The 17,454-nt window shown below is 65.8% G+C and carries 14 protein-coding genes and 3 pseudogenes; 6 read left to right on the top strand and 11 right to left on the bottom strand.

What is annotated here, in order from left to right; genetic code table 11:
• Positions 1-2 precede the first annotated feature (2 nt).
• Complete coding sequence (locus NHF48_RS19360; RefSeq protein ID WP_253072011.1) at positions 3-1,043, bottom strand: cupin-like domain-containing protein; 1,041 nt, start codon at positions 1,041-1,043, stop codon at positions 3-5.
• A gap of 230 nt (positions 1,044-1,273) precedes the next feature.
• Between NHF48_RS19360 and NHF48_RS19355 the strand changes: the two genes are divergently transcribed.
• Positions 1,274-1,756, top strand: coding sequence for a pyridoxamine 5'-phosphate oxidase family protein (locus NHF48_RS19355; protein WP_253072010.1), 483 nt, complete (start codon positions 1,274-1,276; stop codon positions 1,754-1,756).
• 39 nt (positions 1,757-1,795) lie between these two features.
• Here the strand turns inward: NHF48_RS19355 and NHF48_RS19350 are convergent, their stop codons facing one another.
• Positions 1,796-3,028, bottom strand: a complete 1,233-nt coding sequence (locus NHF48_RS19350; RefSeq protein WP_136189486.1) for a polyhydroxyalkanoate depolymerase — start codon at positions 3,026-3,028, stop codon at positions 1,796-1,798.
• A gap of 162 nt (positions 3,029-3,190) precedes the next feature.
• Between NHF48_RS19350 and NHF48_RS19345 the strand changes: the two genes are divergently transcribed.
• Positions 3,191-4,966, top strand: a complete 1,776-nt coding sequence (locus tag NHF48_RS19345) for an ABC transporter transmembrane domain-containing protein (RefSeq protein WP_253072009.1) — start codon at positions 3,191-3,193, stop codon at positions 4,964-4,966.
• Here NHF48_RS19345 and NHF48_RS19340 read toward each other — a convergent pair.
• Positions 4,963-5,301, bottom strand: coding sequence for a TfoX/Sxy family protein (locus NHF48_RS19340; RefSeq protein ID WP_253072008.1), 339 nt, complete (start codon positions 5,299-5,301; stop codon positions 4,963-4,965). The two genes, NHF48_RS19345 and NHF48_RS19340, sit on opposite strands and share 4 nt — an antisense overlap.
• 104 nt (positions 5,302-5,405) lie before the next feature.
• Here NHF48_RS19340 and NHF48_RS19335 point away from each other — a divergent pair, with 104 nt between their 5' ends.
• Positions 5,406-6,563: a saccharopine dehydrogenase family protein gene (locus NHF48_RS19335; protein WP_136189483.1), complete on the top strand. Its 1,158-nt coding sequence runs from the start codon at positions 5,406-5,408 to the stop codon at positions 6,561-6,563.
• On the opposite strand, the gene NHF48_RS19330 is transcribed toward NHF48_RS19335, so the two are convergent.
• The 3 genes and pseudogenes from NHF48_RS19330 to rnr all read right to left on the bottom strand — a co-directional run bounded on the left by NHF48_RS19330 (position 6,564) and on the right by rnr (position 9,470).
• Positions 6,564-6,851: a hypothetical protein gene (locus NHF48_RS19330; RefSeq protein ID WP_263816975.1), complete on the bottom strand. Its 288-nt coding sequence runs from the start codon at positions 6,849-6,851 to the stop codon at positions 6,564-6,566.
• Between the two features lie 43 nt (positions 6,852-6,894).
• A complete protein-coding gene (locus tag NHF48_RS19325) occupies positions 6,895-7,191 on the bottom strand; it encodes a hypothetical protein (RefSeq protein WP_056486607.1) in 297 nt (98 codons plus the stop codon).
• Positions 7,192-7,239: 48 nt separating this feature from the next.
• A pseudogene (gene rnr, locus NHF48_RS19320) lies at positions 7,240-9,470 on the bottom strand (ribonuclease R).
• Positions 9,471-9,522: 52 nt separating this feature from the next.
• Between rnr and glpD the strand changes: the two are divergent.
• From glpD to NHF48_RS19305, 3 genes are all read left to right on the top strand, one after another.
• Positions 9,523-10,752 (top strand): glycerol-3-phosphate dehydrogenase, encoded by a 1,230-nt coding sequence (glpD, locus tag NHF48_RS19315; RefSeq protein ID WP_253072006.1) that lies wholly within the window; start codon positions 9,523-9,525, stop codon positions 10,750-10,752.
• 7 nt (positions 10,753-10,759) lie between these two features.
• Positions 10,760-10,999, top strand: coding sequence for a hypothetical protein (locus NHF48_RS19310; protein WP_253072005.1), 240 nt, complete (start codon positions 10,760-10,762; stop codon positions 10,997-10,999).
• A gap of 66 nt (positions 11,000-11,065) precedes the next feature.
• Complete coding sequence (locus tag NHF48_RS19305) at positions 11,066-11,335, top strand: hypothetical protein (protein WP_056486616.1); 270 nt, start codon at positions 11,066-11,068, stop codon at positions 11,333-11,335.
• Between the two features lie 671 nt (positions 11,336-12,006).
• On the opposite strand, the gene NHF48_RS19300 is transcribed toward NHF48_RS19305, so the two are convergent.
• The 5 genes and pseudogenes from NHF48_RS19300 to NHF48_RS25400 all read right to left on the bottom strand — a co-directional run bounded on the left by NHF48_RS19300 (position 12,007) and on the right by NHF48_RS25400 (position 17,402).
• Positions 12,007-12,726 carry an SPOR domain-containing protein gene (locus NHF48_RS19300; RefSeq protein WP_253072004.1) on the bottom strand — a complete coding sequence of 240 codons (720 nt, stop codon included), beginning with the start codon at positions 12,724-12,726 and terminating at the stop codon, positions 12,007-12,009.
• Positions 12,726-14,451 (bottom strand): annotated as a pseudogene (gene argS, locus NHF48_RS19295) (arginine--tRNA ligase). Before argS ends, NHF48_RS19300 begins: the two are co-directional and overlap by 1 nt.
• 252 nt (positions 14,452-14,703) lie before the next feature.
• Positions 14,704-15,859: pseudogene (locus NHF48_RS19290) on the bottom strand (DUF1501 domain-containing protein).
• A 2-nt stretch (positions 15,860-15,861) separates the two neighbouring features.
• Positions 15,862-17,004 carry a DUF1800 domain-containing protein gene (locus NHF48_RS19285; protein WP_446741222.1) on the bottom strand — a complete coding sequence of 381 codons (1,143 nt, stop codon included), beginning with the start codon at positions 17,002-17,004 and terminating at the stop codon, positions 15,862-15,864.
• Positions 16,941-17,402, bottom strand: coding sequence for a hypothetical protein (locus NHF48_RS25400; RefSeq protein ID WP_253072003.1), 462 nt, complete (start codon positions 17,400-17,402; stop codon positions 16,941-16,943). Before NHF48_RS25400 ends, NHF48_RS19285 begins: the two co-directional genes overlap by 64 nt.
• Between the last annotated feature and the right edge of the window lie 52 nt (positions 17,403-17,454).

The raw sequence follows: 17,454 nt of genomic DNA, 5'->3' as shown, positions 1-17,454 counted from the left end.
GGTCAGCGTCGCTGGAGCGCTTTCAACAGATAGCCGCGAATCCGCTCGGTACGATCTGGCGAGGCTGGGCCGAGCACGCCCCGCGCTGCCGTGGGCAGATGATCGCCAGCCGCGGCCGCATCGTCGCCGAACACATAATGCTCGAACCAGGCCCGCCATCCCGCCTTCTCCGCCGGCGGACGATCGCGCACCGCCATCATGGCATGAACCATCGCGTGAAACGCCGAGACCGTCGGGTCGAACGCCCACCAGTAATTGCACAACACGTTGAGCGTCCCGAACGCCTGGACATGATGCCACCAGATCGCCGGGATGAACAACGCATCACCCGGCCCTAAATCGGCGACCAATGCATGACGCAGCGCCTCGGCATATCGCGGAAACTGGTGCAGGTCCGGCGCCAACGGATCGACCATGCTGGACGGCGGGCCGGCCAGCGTCCGGTCGAGTGGTCCGATATACAGATTGCCGACTTGGTCCGGCGGGAACAGCGTGAAGCGGCGTCGGCCGGCGACTACGCAGGCAAGGTTCGTCGAGCCGTCATAATGTGTCGCGGTCTGCGATCCGTTGCCGATCCACAGCCTTGGCGTCGCTCCGCCGAGCGGGAGGTTGATCGGATTGGCTGCCAACCATCCCGGCAAATGCTCCGGCGCGGTTGCCGCATTGGCATACAGGAAATGCCGCTTTTCCTCGGGCACGCTGGACAACCGCAACAATTCGCTCAGCAAAACAGTCAACGGGGCCTTCTCGCGGTGAAAGTTGAAGCCTTCCAGATTATCGCCGCGATAGAAGAAGCGGCCACCGAATTCGGGACCGCCGATCAGCACGTCCATCGGCTTGCCGCCATCACCGAGGCCGGCCAGATACGTTGCGGTCGCGTCGTCGCCACCTTCCGCCGCCCGCACGCTGGCCCAGTGGGCAACCTGCCCGCGCAACACCACCGGGGTAGAGCGTCCCGCCACTTCGGTAGCGAAGGTCTGAGCGTCGACGACGGCACGCTCTTCGACGCGAACGTCCGTTACGGCGGAATGAATACTCTCCATAGTCCTGCAATAGCAGTAAGATGCGCCTCACCAAATCCTGTTTGAGGCACGGATCGGCAAATCGCATTCACCGTATTTTCGTGGTGACGCAGAACTGCCGGGGTCGTCGACATGGCCCGTTGGTCGCGGTTTTATCCAGCAACAGCGCGTGTGCCGACCGCAGATCCCGCGCAACCAACCCCCCGCCCCACCCGTTCTCAGTGGCAATCCAAGCCAATAGGAGAATGACGATGGCCGACAAGGATACCCCGCAGGAAGTCGCAGCGAAGTTCATCGACAAGCTGAAGGCCAGCCCGTTCGTGATGATCGGCCTCAACGACGGCCAGCATTCCGAGCCGATGACCGCGCAGATCGACGACGATCAGCCCAACACGCTGTTCTTCTTCGCCGGCCGCGACAACCGCATCGCCAAGGGCGGCGCGGCGATGGCGCAGTTCGTCGGCAAGGGCCATGATTTCTTCGCGTGCATGGCCGGCGACGTCTCGACGTCGAACGACCGCACGCAGATCGACAAGCTCTGGAACAACCAGGTTGAGGCATGGTTTCCGGGCGGCAAGGAAGACCCCAACCTGACGCTGCTGCGCTTCGACATCGACAGCGCCGAGCTGTGGGAAACCGACATCTCGATCGGCGGCCGCCTCAAGATGCTGTTCGGCGGCACGATCCATTCGGACGAGTCGAGCAGCCACGCGGTGGTCAACTCGATCGCCTGAGCCGATTTTGGGCAGCCCGTACTGGGCTGCCCATTTTTCTTACCCGTTCGCGGTGATGAACTCTTCCACCACGGGCGCGATTTTGTCCCGCCAGCGCGAGCCGTTGAAGATGCCGTAATGACCGGCCCCTTCCGCCATCAGATAGCGCTTCTTCTCGTCGGGTAGCGCGGTTGCCAGCGTCAACGCAGCCTTGGTCTGCCCCAAGCCCGAGATATCGTCACGTTCGCCCTCGACCGCGAGCAGACCGATATCGGTGATCGCCGCCGGATCGACCAGCCGGCCGCGATGCGTCATGATCCCCCGCGGCAGCGCATGGTTCTGGAATACCACATCGATCGTCTGGAGATAGAATTCCGCGGTCATGTCGCAGACCGAGCGATATTCCTCGTAGAAATCCTGGCTCTGTGACGCGCTCTCGCCATCACCCTGGACGAGATGTTTATACATCTCCCAATGCGAGACCATGTGGTTGCCCAGATTCATCGACATGAATCCGGCAAGCTGCAGGAAGCCGGGATACACCTTCCGCCCCGCACCCGGATAATTGCCCGGCACGGTCGCGATGACGTTCTGCTCGAACCACGCATGCGGCCGCTCGGTCGCCAGCGTGTTCACCGCGGTCGGTGCCTCGCGCGTATCGACGGGACCACCCATCATCGTCAGCGTCTTCGGACGGCACGGGTTCTTGTCTGCGCTCATCAGCGCAACCGCGGCGTAACACGGCACCGATGGTTGGCAGACCGCGAGCATGTGCGTGCCCCCCTGCCCCTCATTCGCGCCGATCGTCTCCAAATATTCGATCAGATAATCGATGTAATCGTCGAGATCGAACCGCCCAGCCGACAGCGGCACGCTGCGCGCGTCTCGCCAGTCGGTGATGTAGACGTCGGCGAACGGCAGCATCCGCTCGACCGTTCCGCGCAGCAAGGTCGCGTAATGCCCCGACATCGGCGCGACGATCAGCAGCTTCGGACCGCCCTCCACACCCTCGCGCACGAAGCGCTTCAGCTGCCCGAAGTCCTTCCGCAGCACGATCTCCTCGCGGACCGCGACCTCGCGGCCGTCGATCGTCGTCGTGTCGAGCCCGAACGCCGGTTTGCCGCGAGTCGCATTCGCGTGTGCGAACACTTCGAGCGCCGAGGCAACCACCGTGCCGCCGCCCAAATAGGCGAACGGGTTTGCCGGATTGTTGAGCATATCCGCGCCGAAGCTCGCCATCTTGCTGGCGCCGGCCATCATCGAACGCTGGAATTCATAGGCATCGTAGAGCATGCGGTATCCTCTCGCCTCATCGGGCTTTGCACGGTGGTAACGCAATTTTGCCGCAGTGCAACGCGCGATCGACCGCCGCTCCGTCCCGCGCGACCGGATCACCGCGCTCTGCGACGCCCGGTTCTCGTTGAGCGCCACCCCCGCCACTGCTAGGCACCGCGCATGGCCAAGCCGATACCCGAAGAGAAGACGTCCCGCCGGATCGGCGATCTCGCGATGGTGTGGCGTCACGCCTCCCAATACCCCCGCCAGATCGCGTTCGCGGGGCTCGCGCTGATGATGACCTCGGCCGCGACGATCGGCATCCCGTACGGATTCAAGCGCGTCATCGACCGCGGCTTCGGCCCCGGTGCGGGCGGTTCGGTCGCCAACTCGTTCCACTATTTGCTGATGATCGTCGTCGTACTCGCGCTCGCAACCGCAGTGCGCTTCTACTACGTGTCGTGGCTCGGAGAGCGCGTCGTCGCGGATATCCGCACCAACGTGCAACGCCACCTCCTCCGCCTCACGCCGCGCTTCTTCGAGGAGAACCGCCCGTCGGAAATCGCCTCGCGCCTCACGTCAGATACGGCGCTGATCGAACAGGTCGTCGGCAGCACGGTGTCGATCGCGCTGCGCAACACCTTCACCGGCATTGGTGGGCTGATCTACCTGTTCGCGATCTCGCCGAAGCTCGCGGGCATGCTGATGATCGGCATCCCGCTGATCATCCTGCCGATCGCGCTGCTCGGCAAGCGCGTCCGCAACTACTCGCGCACCTCGCAGGACCGCGTCGCCGATGTCGGTTCGATCGCTACGGAAACGCTCGGCGCGATGAAGGTCGTGCAGGCGTTCGGACAGGAAGACCGCGAGGCCGCGCGGTTCGCGGACGCGGTCGGCGCGACGTTTGCGGCGGCTCGCGCGCGGATTATGTTGCGGGCGGTGATGACCGCGATCGTCATAGGGCTCGTGTTCGGGTCGATTACGTTGGTCCTGTGGGAAGGCGCGATCGACGTCGCGGCGGGGCGGATCAGCGGTGGCGCGATCGCCGCGTTCGTCCTGACCGGAGGGATCGTCGCGGGCGCGTTCGGCGCGCTCACCGAAGTCTATGGCGACCTGTTGCGCGGCGCCGGTGCGGCCGGACGCCTGTCCGAACTGCTGCGAGAAAAGCCCGAAATCGCCGCGCCCGCCAACCCGGTCGCCCTGCCCCAGCCGCCACGCGGTGCGCTCGCGTTCGAGAGCGTGCAATTCCACTACCCGACGCGACGCGACGTCGCCGCACTCAACGGCTTTTCGCTCGACGTGAAGCCGGGGGAGACGGTCGCCGTGGTCGGTCCCTCGGGCGCGGGCAAGACTACCTTATTCCAGCTGGTACAACGCTTCTACGATCCCGACGCCGGCCGCGTGACGCTCGACGGCATCGACCTGCGCGATGCTGACCCGGCCGAAGTCCGCGCCCGCATCGCGATGGTGCCGCAGGAAACGATCATCTTCGGCGCCTCGGCCCGCGACAACCTTCGCTACGGCGACTGGTCCGCGACCGACGATCAGCTCTGGGCCGCCGCCGAAGCCGCCAACGCCGCGGAGTTCCTGCGCAAACTACCCGAGGGCCTCGACACGTTCCTCGGCGAAGGCGGCGCACGGTTGTCAGGTGGCCAGCGCCAGCGCGTCACGATCGCCCGCGCGCTCCTCCGCGATGCGCCGATCCTGCTGCTCGACGAGGCGACCAGCGCGCTCGATGCCGAAAGCGAACGGCTCGTGCAGGAGGCGCTCGAGCGGCTGATGGCGAACCGCACCACGCTGGTCATCGCGCACCGCCTAGCGACCGTGCGCGCCGCCGAGCGGATCATCGTGATGAACGACGGACAGATCGTAGAGGAAGGATCGCACGGGTCGCTGATGACCAACAGCGGTCTCTACGCGCGGCTGGCGAGCCTGCAGTTCAACGAGGCCGCTTAGACCTTCTTGCGCTTGGGCTTCTTCGGTTTTGGCATCGGCAGTTCCGCGGTCGAGATACGGACGAGTTCCGCCAGCCACTCGGCATCGTCCCAGCGATCGGCATCGACCAGTAGGCACGGTTTCGCGCCGGGATAGGGCGGCGCTTCGTCGATCGCCCCGACGAACGCGCGGCCGCCCGGTGTCGGTTTGACGAAGAGCTGCTCGTCACAGATCAGCGCGACCATCCTGCCGTCGCAATAGACGCCGTATTCGCCGAACATCGGCTTTGCCGAGACATCCCCCGCCGCGGCGAGCTGGTCGACGATGAACGCGACGGTTTCTGGATCGGATGCCATCGGGCGATACTCGCAGATCGATGCGCGCATGGCGAGCCGCGCAACGGCGTTTCGCTTGCGATGGTACGGTCGCGCGCGCAAAGTCTTCGAAAGAGGAGATGGATATGCGCGACTTCGACATCGTCATCTACGGCGCGACCGGGTTCACCGGACGGCTCGTGGCAGAGTATCTCGTCCAGACCTATCCGACTGGCGTTCGGTGGGCAATGGCCGGGCGTTCGCTGTCGAAGTTGCAAGAGGTCCGCGACCTGATAGGCGCGCCTGCCGATACGCCGCTGATCACTGCCGACTCGGACGATCCCGCCAGCCTCCGCGCGATGGCCGAACGCGCCACCGTCGTCATCTCGACCGTCGGACCGTATCAGCTCTACGGCACCGCACTCGTCGCCGCCTGCGCCGCAACCGGCACCGGCTATGTCGACCTGTGCGGCGAGCCGGCATGGATGCGCCACATGATCGACGCGCATGAGGGCGAGGCGACGCGGACGGGCGCGCGGATCGTCTTCTCGTGTGGGTTCGACTCGATCCCGTTCGATCTCGGCGTGCTGACATTGCAGGATGCGGCGAAGGCGAAATACGGCATCCCAGCACCTCGCGTGAAGGGACGCGTGCGGAAAATGCAGGGGACGTTCTCCGGCGGCACCGCGGCGAGCCTAAAGGCGACGCTCGCAGCCGCGGCGCGCGATCCCGGCATCGTCAAGTTGCTGACCAGCCCGTTCGCGCTCACCCCCGGCTTCCAGGGACCGCACCAGCCGACCGGGCTGATCCCCGAATACGACACGACCATATCGGCCTGGGTCGCGCCGTTCGTGATGGCGCCAATCAACACCAAGAACGTCCACCGCACCAATTTCCTCCTCGGTGAAGCGTATGGGGCGGACTTCGTCTATGACGAGATGATGGTCGCGGGACTGGGCGATCTCGGCAAGGTCGCGGCCGAGGCGATCGCCAAGTTCAATCCGTTCTCGGGCGACAAGGGGCCAAAACCCGGCGAAGGCCCGTCGAAGGAGGAGCGCGATGCCGGCCATTACGACCTGCTGTTCGCAGGCATCATGCCCGATGGCGAGCGCATCGACACGGTCGTAACCGGCGACCGCGATCCCGGCTATGGATCGACCAGCAAGATGATCGCCGAGGCGGCGTTGTGCCTCGTCCAGGACGTGGAAGGCGATGGCGGGATCTGGACGCCGGGTGCGCTGATGGGGGTGAAGTTGCGCGAACGGCTGGTAGCGAAGGCGGGGCTGACCTTCAGGGTCGGGTGATCAACCGCGAAAGAACCGCGTGGCGATCCAGGCAATCAGCACCGACACGATGATGGCGATCGGCACGGCGAGACGTCGGCGTCGCTCGACGGCAGCATAATGCACGTCGAGATCGAAATAGAAGCGACCTAGTGCGGTTTCGCGGACGATGCCGTTGGCGCGTAGCCGATCGAACGTCGCCTGCTCCCGAGCGTCGCGAGGTAGGAAGGCGATCGCATCGTCGGGTGCGATCGCGTGTCGCGCCAGGAACAGCACCGGGATGACCCCGCGGATCCGATGCGGCCGCAACGCCATCGGCATGCCGGCTGGGCTTGGCCTTTCCGGCGAGAGCTTATTCGGCAAGCGTGAAGACCGTCGCCGCAGCCGCCACGCTTGCAGCGACGCCCGATACCCCGACGATCGCTGCGGCTCGAAGTCGCACCGAAGCGCGAAATGCGCCGAGCTTTCGCGCATCGAGATGATAGCGCCCGGCCCCGTCGTCGACGATCGCGCCATAGACGCGAAGTTGGCGGAATATCCGCGCGTCCTTCGCTACATAGGCGATTGCCCGATCAGCCGACGTGGCCCGTGCCGCGACGAAATCCTTGACGATCCGTCGACGCGATCGGCCTAGAATAAGTCCCCGCATACTCTTCCCCCGCGCCGATCTCGCATAGCGCGGGGGTTTGCGCAATTCCTAACGCCGCTTGCCCTGATGGCGGATGTTCGTTGGGCGACCACGCCGCTTGATCTCGCGCACCGGCTTGCGTCCGCCACGCGGAGGCTGGGCCGCACCCTTCCCCTCGGGCATCTCGAACCTCAGTGCACCCGACACCGGGTTCGCCTCTGCCAGCCGCAGTTCCAGCGTCTGCCCTTGCGCGAAAACGTCGCCACTATGCTCGCCGGTCAGCGTCCGCGCGCCTTCGTCGAAGCGGAAATACTCGCCGCCCAGATCGCGCACCGGCATCAGCCCGTCGCCACCGATCCCCTCGACCGTCGCGAAGAAGCCGAAATTGGTCACGCCGGTGATCCGCACGTCCATCACTTGGCCCACGCGTTCCGACAGGAATGCCGCGACGTAGCGGTCGGTGGTGTCACGCTCGGCCTCCATCGCGCGACGTTCGAGCCGGCTGATGATCTCCCCGACCGACTCCATGTTGGCCGCATCGTCCGCCGGCAACCCACCCTCGCCAAGACCGTAGGCGGACACCAGCGAGCGATGGACGAGCAAATCGGCATAGCGCCGGATCGGCGACGTGAAATGCGCGTAACTGCCGAGACTGAGGCCGAAATGCCCGTGATTGCCGGGCGCGTAATAGGCCTGGGTCTGGGTGCGGAGGATCTGCTCCATCACCTGCGGCCGGAAATCCGCATCGCCGATCCGCTCGATAATGTGGTTGAACGTGGCCGGACGGACGACCTGCCCGAGCGCGAACGGCACGTCGAACGTCTCGAGATACTCCTTCAGCGCGGCCAACTTCTCGCGGCTCGGTGGCTCGTGGATGCGGTACATCACCGGCGCCTTCTTCGCCTCGAGCGCCTTGGCGGCTGCGACGTTGGCGGCGATCATGTAATCCTCGATCAGCCGGTGCGCGTCGAGGCGTTCGCGCGGCGACACCGACATGATCCGCCCCTGCTCGTCGAGCACCACGCGACGCTCCGGCAAATCGAGATCGAGCGGCGCCCGCGCATCCCGCGCCTTAGCTAGCGCCTGCCAGCAGGCCCAAAGCGGCTGCAATACGCTCAGCATTTCGCCGCGGTCGTCCACCACCGGCGATGCGGCGTCGATGATCGCCTGCGCCTCCTCATACGCCAGGTTCGCCGCGATCCGCACCACCGCGCGCGTAAACCGCCACGACTTGAGCGAGCCGTCCTTGCCGATCCGCAGATGGCACGCGAGCGCTGCACGGTCCGCGCCTTCCTTCAGCGAGCACACCTCCGCGGAGAGAATCTCCGGCAACATCGGCACTACGCGGTCGGGGAAATACACCGAGTTCCCGCGCCGCCGAGCCTCGCGATCGACCTCGGACTTCGGTCGGACATAGAAGCTGACGTCCGCGATCGCGACGATCGCCTTCCACCCGCCGGCATTCGACGGATCATCGTCCGCCTCAGCCCACACCGCGTCGTCGTGATCGCGCGCATCTTCTGGGTCGATCGCGACGATCGGCAGGTCGCGCAGATCTTCACGCCCCTCCCCAACGGCAGCTTCGACACGCGCTCCGCCTCGTCAAGCGCCTCCTGCGAGAACACGTCCGGAATTCCAAGCTTGTGGATCGCGATCAGCGAGAAACTACGTGCTGCGAAGGGATCACCCAGCTTCTGTACGACACGGGCGGCGATCTTGGGCGGCTTGCCCGCAAGTTCCGCCAGCACGAGATCGCCCGGCGCCGCACCGCCCGCATCCGCCACGGCGAACTCACGCCGCTCGCGCTTGTCGACACCGGTTAGCCACAGCCGTCCGGCCTCCTCGCGCAACACGCCCAAGACCTGCTCGGACGCCGGCGCGAGGACCTTCATCGGATGCGCGATCCAGCCATTCCCGGCCTCCTCGGTTCGCGCGAGGATCCGCTCGCCGACACCCAGCGCACCACGTTTGCGTTCGCGCACGCGCAACCGCGGCGGCGGCACACCCTCCGCCTCCCAGCGCTCCGGCACCGCCCAGACGTTGCCGCCGTCATCGACATCGGCGATCCGCAGCACCGTTACCTTGGGGATACCACCCATCTTGTGGAACGCGCGACCGGGCGCGCTGTCGATCAACCCCTCGTCGGCCATGTCCTTGAGCAAAGCCTTCAGCCCGATCTTGTCCTGCGCGCTGAGCCCGAAGCCCTTGGCGATCTCGCGTTTGCCCGCAGGCACGTCGGAAGTGGCGATGAAGTCGAGGATCTGCTCGCGCGTCGGAAGACCGGCTTTTGGTTTGTACATGGTACAGAGATAGTCGGTAGGCCCGCCATTACCAAACGGCTAAGCTACGGGCATGACGCAAAGTTACGACATCCTCATCGTCGGCGGCGGCATCAACGGCGCCGCGATCGCCCGCGAGGCGGCACTGAACGGCTTGTCGGTCCTGCTCGTCGAGAAGGGTGACCTCGCCGGCGCGACCTCGTCGGCCTCGACCAAGCTGATCCATGGCGGGTTGCGCTATCTCGAATATTACGACTTCAAGCTGGTTGCCGAGGCATTGCGGGAGCGCGAACGCCTGGTAAAGGCCGCACCGCACATCATCCGCCCGATGCGTTTCGTCCTGCCGCACGAGAATGCGGTACGGCCCTGGTGGATGGTCCGTCTCGGCCTGTACCTCTACGACTGGCTTGGCGGCCGCATGACGCTGAAACGATCGCGCGGCCTGCGCAGGAGCGATACCGGCTACACCGCGCCGCTGAAGAACGGCGCGCGCGGCTTTGTCTATTCCGACGCGTTCGTCGATGATTCCCGCCTTACCGTGCTGAATGCGATGGACGCGCACGCCAACGGTGCAGAGATCGCAGTCCGCACCGAACTCGTCAGCGCCCGCCGCGACGGCGCACTATGGCGCGCAACCCTATCGGACGGCCGCGACGTCACTGCGCGAGCGCTCGTCAACGCCGCCGGCCCGTGGGTCGCCGAATTGCTGGGCCGGCTTGGCATCAATGCCAGCGCCGGCGTCCGGCTGGTCAAGGGCAGCCACATCGTCGTGCCCCGACTATACGAGGGTGACCACGCCTATATCCTGCAACTCGCCGACCGCCGCATCGTCTTCGCGATCCCGTATCAGGGCCAGACCGAGATCGGCACGACCGACATTCCCGTCGACCGGCCCGAAGACGCGGTGATCGACGCGGGCGAGATCGCGTATCTCTGCGACGCCGCGAACCAGCATTTCACGCGCCAGATCGCGCCAGCCGACGTCACCTCGACGTGGTCCGGCGTGCGCCCGCTCTACGACGACGGCGCCAGCGAGGCGAAGGCGGTGACGCGCGACTATGTCCTCGAACTCGACACGCTCGGCGATACGGGCGCGGCGCCTCTACTGTCCGTGTTCGGCGGCAAGATCACGACGGCCCGCCATCTCGCCGAGGAAGCGCTCGCAAAGATCGCCCCCCGCGCTGGGTACGACCGACCGCCAGATGACTCGCGACCGTGCTTTCCCCGGGGGCGCCATCCCACCTTTTGCGACCTATCTCGCGCAGGTTCGCGCGCGATGGCCGTTTCTCGGGGATGCCCGTAGCGAACGGATGGCGCACGCTTACGGTGCCTTGCTCGACGGCATGCTCGCGAGCGTCACCGACGCAGCAGACCTCGGCGCGGACCTTGGCGGTGGCCTGACCGAGATCGAGGCACGCTGGATGCACGATCGCGAATGGGCGAGGATACCCGAAGATGCATTGATGCGTCGCAGCAAGATCGGGCTGACCTTGGATCGGGCGGAGACGGACGCATTCAGTGCATGGTGGACCATGACATTCCCCTCGTGAGCGTAGGGGCTTGCATGTTTTGGGATTGAGCATATCCTCGCGGCATATCCATCGAGGAAACCTCCAATGGCCACATACCCGGACCTCCAAACCGATCCCGAAGACAAGAACCTGGTGATCCTGCAGAGCCTGATCTGCCTGTTGCGCGAGAAGAACATCCTGTCGCGCGCGGACATCGAGGAACTGTGCGACACGGTGAAACGCCGCGCGAGCGATCATGCGAGCGATCCGCTTCCCTGCCAGATGAACGGCGCCCGAGCAGCTGCTACCGAAGTCGCGCAGATTGGCGATTACATTGGCCGCAAGTACGGCGGAAAGCACCGCCGTTCGATCTGAGACAACGCGTTGCGCGCGGTTGGGATGGCGAAGAATGCTCTTTTTTGCGCGGTTTACGCTTGATGACGTGGGTGCCTGACGAATCTGGTTGGGACGTAAGTTTCGCGATGCCGAGCATGACGGGCTGGACTGCAACCTGCGGCGTTGGCTGCTCGTAAAGAGCGACAGGCGACGTTTCGGGACGCGATAGTTCGCTGTCCTCGATTATAGTATAACAGGCCCGTACGAAGAGACCGTTGCCGAAGAACCGTTCGACGCCGTGTTTGTTGTAGGGGTCGTGACGTCACTTCACCAAAGTGCTGATTGCCGGCGCCTTTACTACCGTCACGTGTATAGTTGCGACACGTAGTCGGTACGACCACCATCATCGCCCTCTATCCCGGTGTCGGCCACCGACGTCCCGCTAAGTCTGCGATAGCTAACCGTCGACGTGACAGGCTCCACGAACTGGCCCCCGTCTCACGCCAAAATTGTGGCCTTACTCCTAGTAGCACTCCCTCTCTTGAGGGCGCTGTTCGTCGGAGTTAATCGCCCCGCGCCATTCAAGTTCGCGAGGCGCGTAGGTCGCCGACCGGTGCGCTAACAAACGAAGTATCAACGAGGCGCAAAGCGGGCGAGCAATCGCTAGCGCGATTGCTGCGAGCCTCGCCTTCGCTCACCGCTTCGCCCGATCAGCTCGCGACGAAGCACGTCTCACCGGCGACGCGTAACCGGCCGCAGATATCCGCTGCCTGATTCGCGCTGCCTGCGTTCACGCGCAGGCGATACAGAGTACGGCCACCGGCTGCGACCGGCTGGACCGACTTCCCTAGCGCACCGACATACGCGAACCGCTTCGAAAAGTTCGCCCACGCCGCGTTGGCGACGGCCTCGCTGGGATAGGCACCAAGCTGGACCAGCGACCCGCCGGTAGCCGTGCCGGCACCATTGGGCTTCGATGGTGCCAAGGGTGCCGCAGCGACCAGTCGACCACCCGAGGCCGGGACCTGCGCGACCGCATTGCGACCCGCGGCGTCATCGGGCTTGGCCGCAACCGCACGCTTCCCCGCGACCGGTGCTTCCGGCACGCCGCGCAGGTCGATTGCGCCGTTGCCCGATTTGCCCGCGCTCGTCGCGATCGCCGAGTCGCCCTCGCCCTTGACCTTCAGGCCGCCGGCGTCGTCGGGCTTGACCTTGTAGTCGCCTTCCTGCGCCGCGATCAGCTGGCCGTCGCCGGTCGGCGCGCGCTGTTGCAGCTTGTAGATGCCGAAGATGATTGCCGCGAGGACCGCCAGGCCGAGCACGACGAGCGCGATGACGCGGCCGATGCCAACGGTTTCCTGCTCGTCCGGCTCGACGGTTTCGAGCCAGGGGAGCCGGTCTTCCTCGCGCAGATCCATGTCTTCGGCCATCACTTCATCTCCGAAACCGCTTCGACACCCATGATGGCGAGGCCGTTATGAATAATCTGCCCTATAGCAGACGCCAGAAAAAGCCGCGCCGCGGTCGCCTGTGGATCCTCGATCACCAGGAAACGACGGTCGGGCCGGTCGTTTCCGACATTCCATAGCGCGTGGAACGCTGCCGCCAAGTCATAGAGATAGAACGCAATTCTGTGTGGTTCGCGCGCGGTCGAGGCTATCTCGACGAGCCGCGGAAACTGCGCTGCAAGCTGTACGAGCGCCAGTTCGTCCGTATCAAGCCGGGACAAATCGGCGGAAATAGGCGTGATTCCCGCCTCTTCCGCGCGCCGATGCAGCGATGCGATGCGGGCATGCGCGTACTGGACGTAGAAAACCGGGTTGTCCTTCGACGCCTCGACCACCTTGGCGAAGTCGAAATCCATCTGCGCATCGGACCGGCGCGTGAGCATCGTGAAACGCACGACATCCTTGCCCACTTCGCGCACAACATCGGCGAGCGTGACGAAATTGCCCGAGCGCTTCGACATCTTGACCGGCTCGCCGTTGCGCAGCAGCCGGACCATCTGGACGAGCTTGACGTCGAACCGCGTCTTGCCACCGGTCAGCGCCGCTACGCCTGCCACGATCCGCTTGACCGTGCCGCCATGATCCGCGCCCCAGATGTCGATCAGCTGATCGGCGCCCTGGCTCTTTTGGAAATGATAGGCGAGATCGGCGCCGAAATAGGTCCACGACCCGTTCGATTTCTTGATCGGGCGATCCTGGTCGTCGCCGAACTGCGAGGAGCGGAACAGCGGCAGCTCGACCGGCTCCCAATCGTCGGGCGTCTCGCCCTTCGGTGCTTCGAGCACGCCGTCATAGACGAGATCGCGCGCGCGCAGTTCCGCCTCGGCCGCTTCGGGCTTCCTGGCGGCCTGGAGTTCGGCTTCGGACGCGAACACCTCGTGCTCGATCCCGAGCAGCGCGAGATCGGCGCGGATCATCACCATCATCGCGGCGACCGCCTGCGTGCGGAAGACGACCAGCCATTCGCTCTCGGGCGCGCCTACGTAGCGGTCGCCGAACTCCTTCGCGAGCGACTGGCCGACGGGGACGAGATAGTCGCCGGGATACAGCCCCCTCGGGGATCTCGACGGTCTCGCCGAGCGCCTCGCGGTAGCGGAGGTGGACCGAGCGCGCGAGCACGTCGACCTGCCCGCCGGCATCGTTGACGTAATATTCGCGGATCACCTTGTGGCCGGCGAATTCGAGCAGGCTGGCGAGCGCATCGCCGACCACCGCGCCGCGGCAATGGCCCATGTGCATCGGGCCGGTCGGGTTGGCCGACACATACTCGATGTTGACGGTGATCCCGTCGCCCTGCTTCGAGCGGCCGTAGTCGGCACCAGCCTCGGGAATCGCGGCGAGTTCGGCGCGCCAGGCATCATCGGTCAGCTTCATGTTGATGAAACCGGGTCCAGCGACGCTCGCCGAGGCGACGTCCTCGAGCTTCGACAGTTCGACGACCAGCGCGTCGGCGAGGACGCGCGGATTGGTCTTGGCGGGCTTGGCGAGGACCATCGCGGCGTTGGTCGCGAGATCGCCGTGGCTGGTATCGCGCGGCGGCTCGACCGTGACGTTCTTGCGATCGAGACCGGCCGGCAGCATCCCCGCCGCGGTCAGCGTGTCGAGCGCCGCATCGATATGCGCGGCAAAACGGGTGTAGAGCGTCATGGCAGTCCCGGTACGTCAAGGAAACGCGAGCTCTAGACCATCGCGGCGCGGCGCTCAATTTTAATCCCGTCGGAGGAGGCGGCCGTCAGCGCCGCCCGGCCCGATCCATCCCATTGGAAAGCTTTAATGGTTCCCCCCGCGGACGCGGGGGCCCAGCTAAACCACATCCACCGCCCGAGATCCTGCGCCCCGCGCGTTCGCGAGGGAACAGAAGTGTATCTGGGCCGTACGCGTGCAAAGCGAAGATCAGCGTCAAACCCGCACCAGCCCCTCGATCGCCGCAGTCTTCGCGCTCGCAGGAAACAGCGCGGCCATCGCCCGCTCCGGCTCGACGCCAAAATGCGACGACACGGCCCAGCCGATGAACGCATCGAGCTGCATCGTCGGTTTCAGATCGCGGGCCTCGTACAGAGCGGCAGGCGCAAGGCTTGGCCAATCCGACACGACGCGCCCGCCTTTCACGGCACCGCCGAACAGCATCGCAGACGTGCCCGTGCCATGATCCGTCCCCCCGGTGCCATTGACCGCGACGGTTCGCCCGAACTCGGTCGCGACCAGCACCATCGTGTCCGCCCATAACGGCCCCAGCCCCGCCTGTAGCGATGCGACCATTGCGTCGAGACCCTTCAACTGCGCGGTCAGTCGGCCGCGCTGGCCGGTGTGCGTATCCCAGCCGCCCGTCTCGATCATCGCGATCCGTGCGCCGGTGTCGGGCTTGAGCAACCGTGCGGCGAGCGCGCCGGTCGCGGCCGCGTTGCGCCCGCCGTCCTGCGCGAGATCGCTGGTGAGTTGCCGCGTCGCCATCGCCTCGCTCCACAGGCCGTGGAGCTGCTGGTCGCCGTCATACAACATCGCGACGCGTTGCAGCAGGTCGTCCGAAGCATCCGGCAGGCTCGACGGTGCATAGGATGCCACCTCGCGCGGCCCCCCGCAACGCCATCGGCACGGTCGCCGCGACCGCGATCGCGCGCGCCTCGTCCGCGGGCAGCACGCCGAGCAGCCGGTTGAGCCAGCCGTCGCGGACCTGATACGCGCTGACCCCACCCGTCTCGAGCACGTTCTGGCCATCGAAATGCGACCTATCCCGGTAGGGCGACGCGATCGCGTGCGCGAACAGCGCCTGGCCTTGTTTGTAGAGCCCGGCACTTGCGGTCATCGCCGGGTGCAGCGTGAACATGCCGTCGAGCTTCGTACCCGTCGCGAAGTCCGCCGCGAGATCGCCGCGCACACCCGCAAACGCCGGATCGCCGACCGCGCCGATCGTGCCGAGGCCGTCGGCCGCGCCGCGCTGGATAATGAACACGAACCGTTTGTCGGTCGCCGCGCGCGCGAAGGCGATGCGCGGTGCGAAGGCGGACGCCAGTACGCCGAGCGTGCCGGTCGAGAGAAAGGAACGACGGTCGAGCATGACTATCTCCGCAGCGATTCGGGTGCGACGAGCAACAGGGCGAGCGCCTGGGCAGGACTTTCCGCGCGCGACAGGCCTTGCGCGGTCGTGGGGCTTAGCGAGGCGGGGAACAGAGTCGGCGCCAACGCCCGCGCATCGACCGGCCCAGCGCGTGCCGCGAACCGCTCCGCCGCCTCGACACGCCGCATGATCGCATCGGGCCCGGCCCAGGCTGCGGCGACGTCGTCATAGCCGATCGGCTGCCCCGGCTGCCAGATCGGCTGGCCGAGCTGGTTCATCATCCCCACCGTGACGCCGGGCTGGACCGTCGTCGTGCCGAGCGCGCGCTGGGTCGAGACATACCATTCCCAAGGCGACTTGAACTTCAGCGGCCGGGTCACCCAAGCCTCGGGCGACGCAACCAGCGCGCGGTATACCGTCGGCAAGTCACCGCCCGATTTCAGGAACGCCGTCTTCAGCCGTGCGACCATCGCGGGGGGCGGCGTATCGCCGGCGAAGTGCCGCGCGAGCTTGGTCGCGATGTGCGTCGCGGTCGCCGGGTGGACCGCGAGATCGGACAGCACCGCCTGCGCCTGTGCCTCGCCCGCCGCGGGATAGACCTTGCCCATCACCGTCCGATCGCCGGGCTGGTGAACGTCGTCGAGGAACAGGAAGCTGCCGGCGCGCGAATCGTCCTGGATGCGAGCGCCGGGACCGCGCCCGATGCCTGCCACCGTCCAGCCGGTCATCGCCCGCGCGAACTCGGTGACGTCGGCCTGGCTGTAGCCGCTGCGGACGCCGAGCGTGTGCAACTCCATGATCTCGCGCGCGAGATTTTCGTTCAGCCCGGTGCGGCGCCGGGTCTTCCGGACGGCGAACGGACTGTCCGGGCCGATCGACACCGCCTGGTCGAGATACAGCAGCATCGCCGGATGCCGCTCGACCGCGTTCAGCATGTCGGCGAACGTGCCGAGCACATGCGGGCGGATCGCCTCGAACTCCATTGGCCCGGCGAGCGCCATCACCTCGAACTTCTCGGTCGAGACCGCGAAATGATTCGCCCAAAAATGCACGAGTCGCTCAACGAACGGTGCGCCGCCGGTCAGCGCCGCCATCGTCCGCGCCGCGACCGCCGCGCCATAATCGTTGCGGCTCTGCTTGCCGATGACTTGTCGCGCTTCCTGTCGTGCGGCCGCGCCTGGATCGATCGCCTCCGGCGCCATGGGGGCCTGAGCCATGCCGGGGGTGCAACGCCCGGCGACACGGTTGCGGGGCTCATCGCGCCGGACATAGTTGGAGCGGCGACCGCGGGTTTCCCGTCCAAGCCGATCGCGGCTTTCGGCGTGCGCGGACCGAATTGCGCCCTGATCGCCTTTTCCTGCGCATAATAGGCGACGAGACCTGTCGAAATTCCCGCCGTGGCCGGCGCGCTCGCGATGACCGATGGCTGTGCCTCGAACCGTTCGCACTGCGCCATCACCCACTTCGCCGGATCGCCGACGATAGCATCACCCGGCCGTGCGCCGAGGCCGAACCGATTGAGCGCGATACTGGAAGCAGACACGACACTTCTCCTTCGCGTGCGAGTGTACGCGGCAAATGTCGTGGAAGTATGT

This window comes from Sphingomonas sp. H160509 (genome assembly GCF_024124765.2).
Classification (GTDB): Bacteria; Pseudomonadota; Alphaproteobacteria; order Sphingomonadales; family Sphingomonadaceae; genus Sphingomonas.
Note: the sequence above shows the minus strand (reverse complement) of the source record. Positions and strands in the feature narration are given on the sequence as shown.

Bases quoted from the DNA above. Each gene is read 5' to 3' on its own strand.
- NHF48_RS19360 (WP_253072011.1), bottom strand. From the start codon at position 1,043: ATGGAGAGTATTCATTCCGCCGTAACGGACGTTCGCGTCGAAGAGCGT.
- NHF48_RS19355 (WP_253072010.1), top strand. From the start codon at position 1,274: ATGGCCGACAAGGATACCCCGCAGGAAGTCGCAGCGAAGTTCATCGAC.
- NHF48_RS19350 (WP_136189486.1), bottom strand. From the start codon at position 3,028: ATGCTCTACGATGCCTATGAATTCCAGCGTTCGATGATGGCCGGCGCC.
- NHF48_RS19345 (WP_253072009.1), top strand. From the start codon at position 3,191: ATGGCCAAGCCGATACCCGAAGAGAAGACGTCCCGCCGGATCGGCGAT.
- NHF48_RS19340 (WP_253072008.1), bottom strand. From the start codon at position 5,301: ATGGCATCCGATCCAGAAACCGTCGCGTTCATCGTCGACCAGCTCGCC.
- NHF48_RS19335 (WP_136189483.1), top strand. From the start codon at position 5,406: ATGCGCGACTTCGACATCGTCATCTACGGCGCGACCGGGTTCACCGGA.
- NHF48_RS19325 (WP_056486607.1), bottom strand. From the start codon at position 7,191: ATGCGGGGACTTATTCTAGGCCGATCGCGTCGACGGATCGTCAAGGAT.
- glpD (WP_253072006.1), top strand. From the start codon at position 9,523: ATGACGCAAAGTTACGACATCCTCATCGTCGGCGGCGGCATCAACGGC.
- NHF48_RS19310 (WP_253072005.1), top strand. From the start codon at position 10,760: ATGGCGCACGCTTACGGTGCCTTGCTCGACGGCATGCTCGCGAGCGTC.
- NHF48_RS19305 (WP_056486616.1), top strand. From the start codon at position 11,066: ATGGCCACATACCCGGACCTCCAAACCGATCCCGAAGACAAGAACCTG.
- NHF48_RS19300 (WP_253072004.1), bottom strand. From the start codon at position 12,726: ATGGCCGAAGACATGGATCTGCGCGAGGAAGACCGGCTCCCCTGGCTC.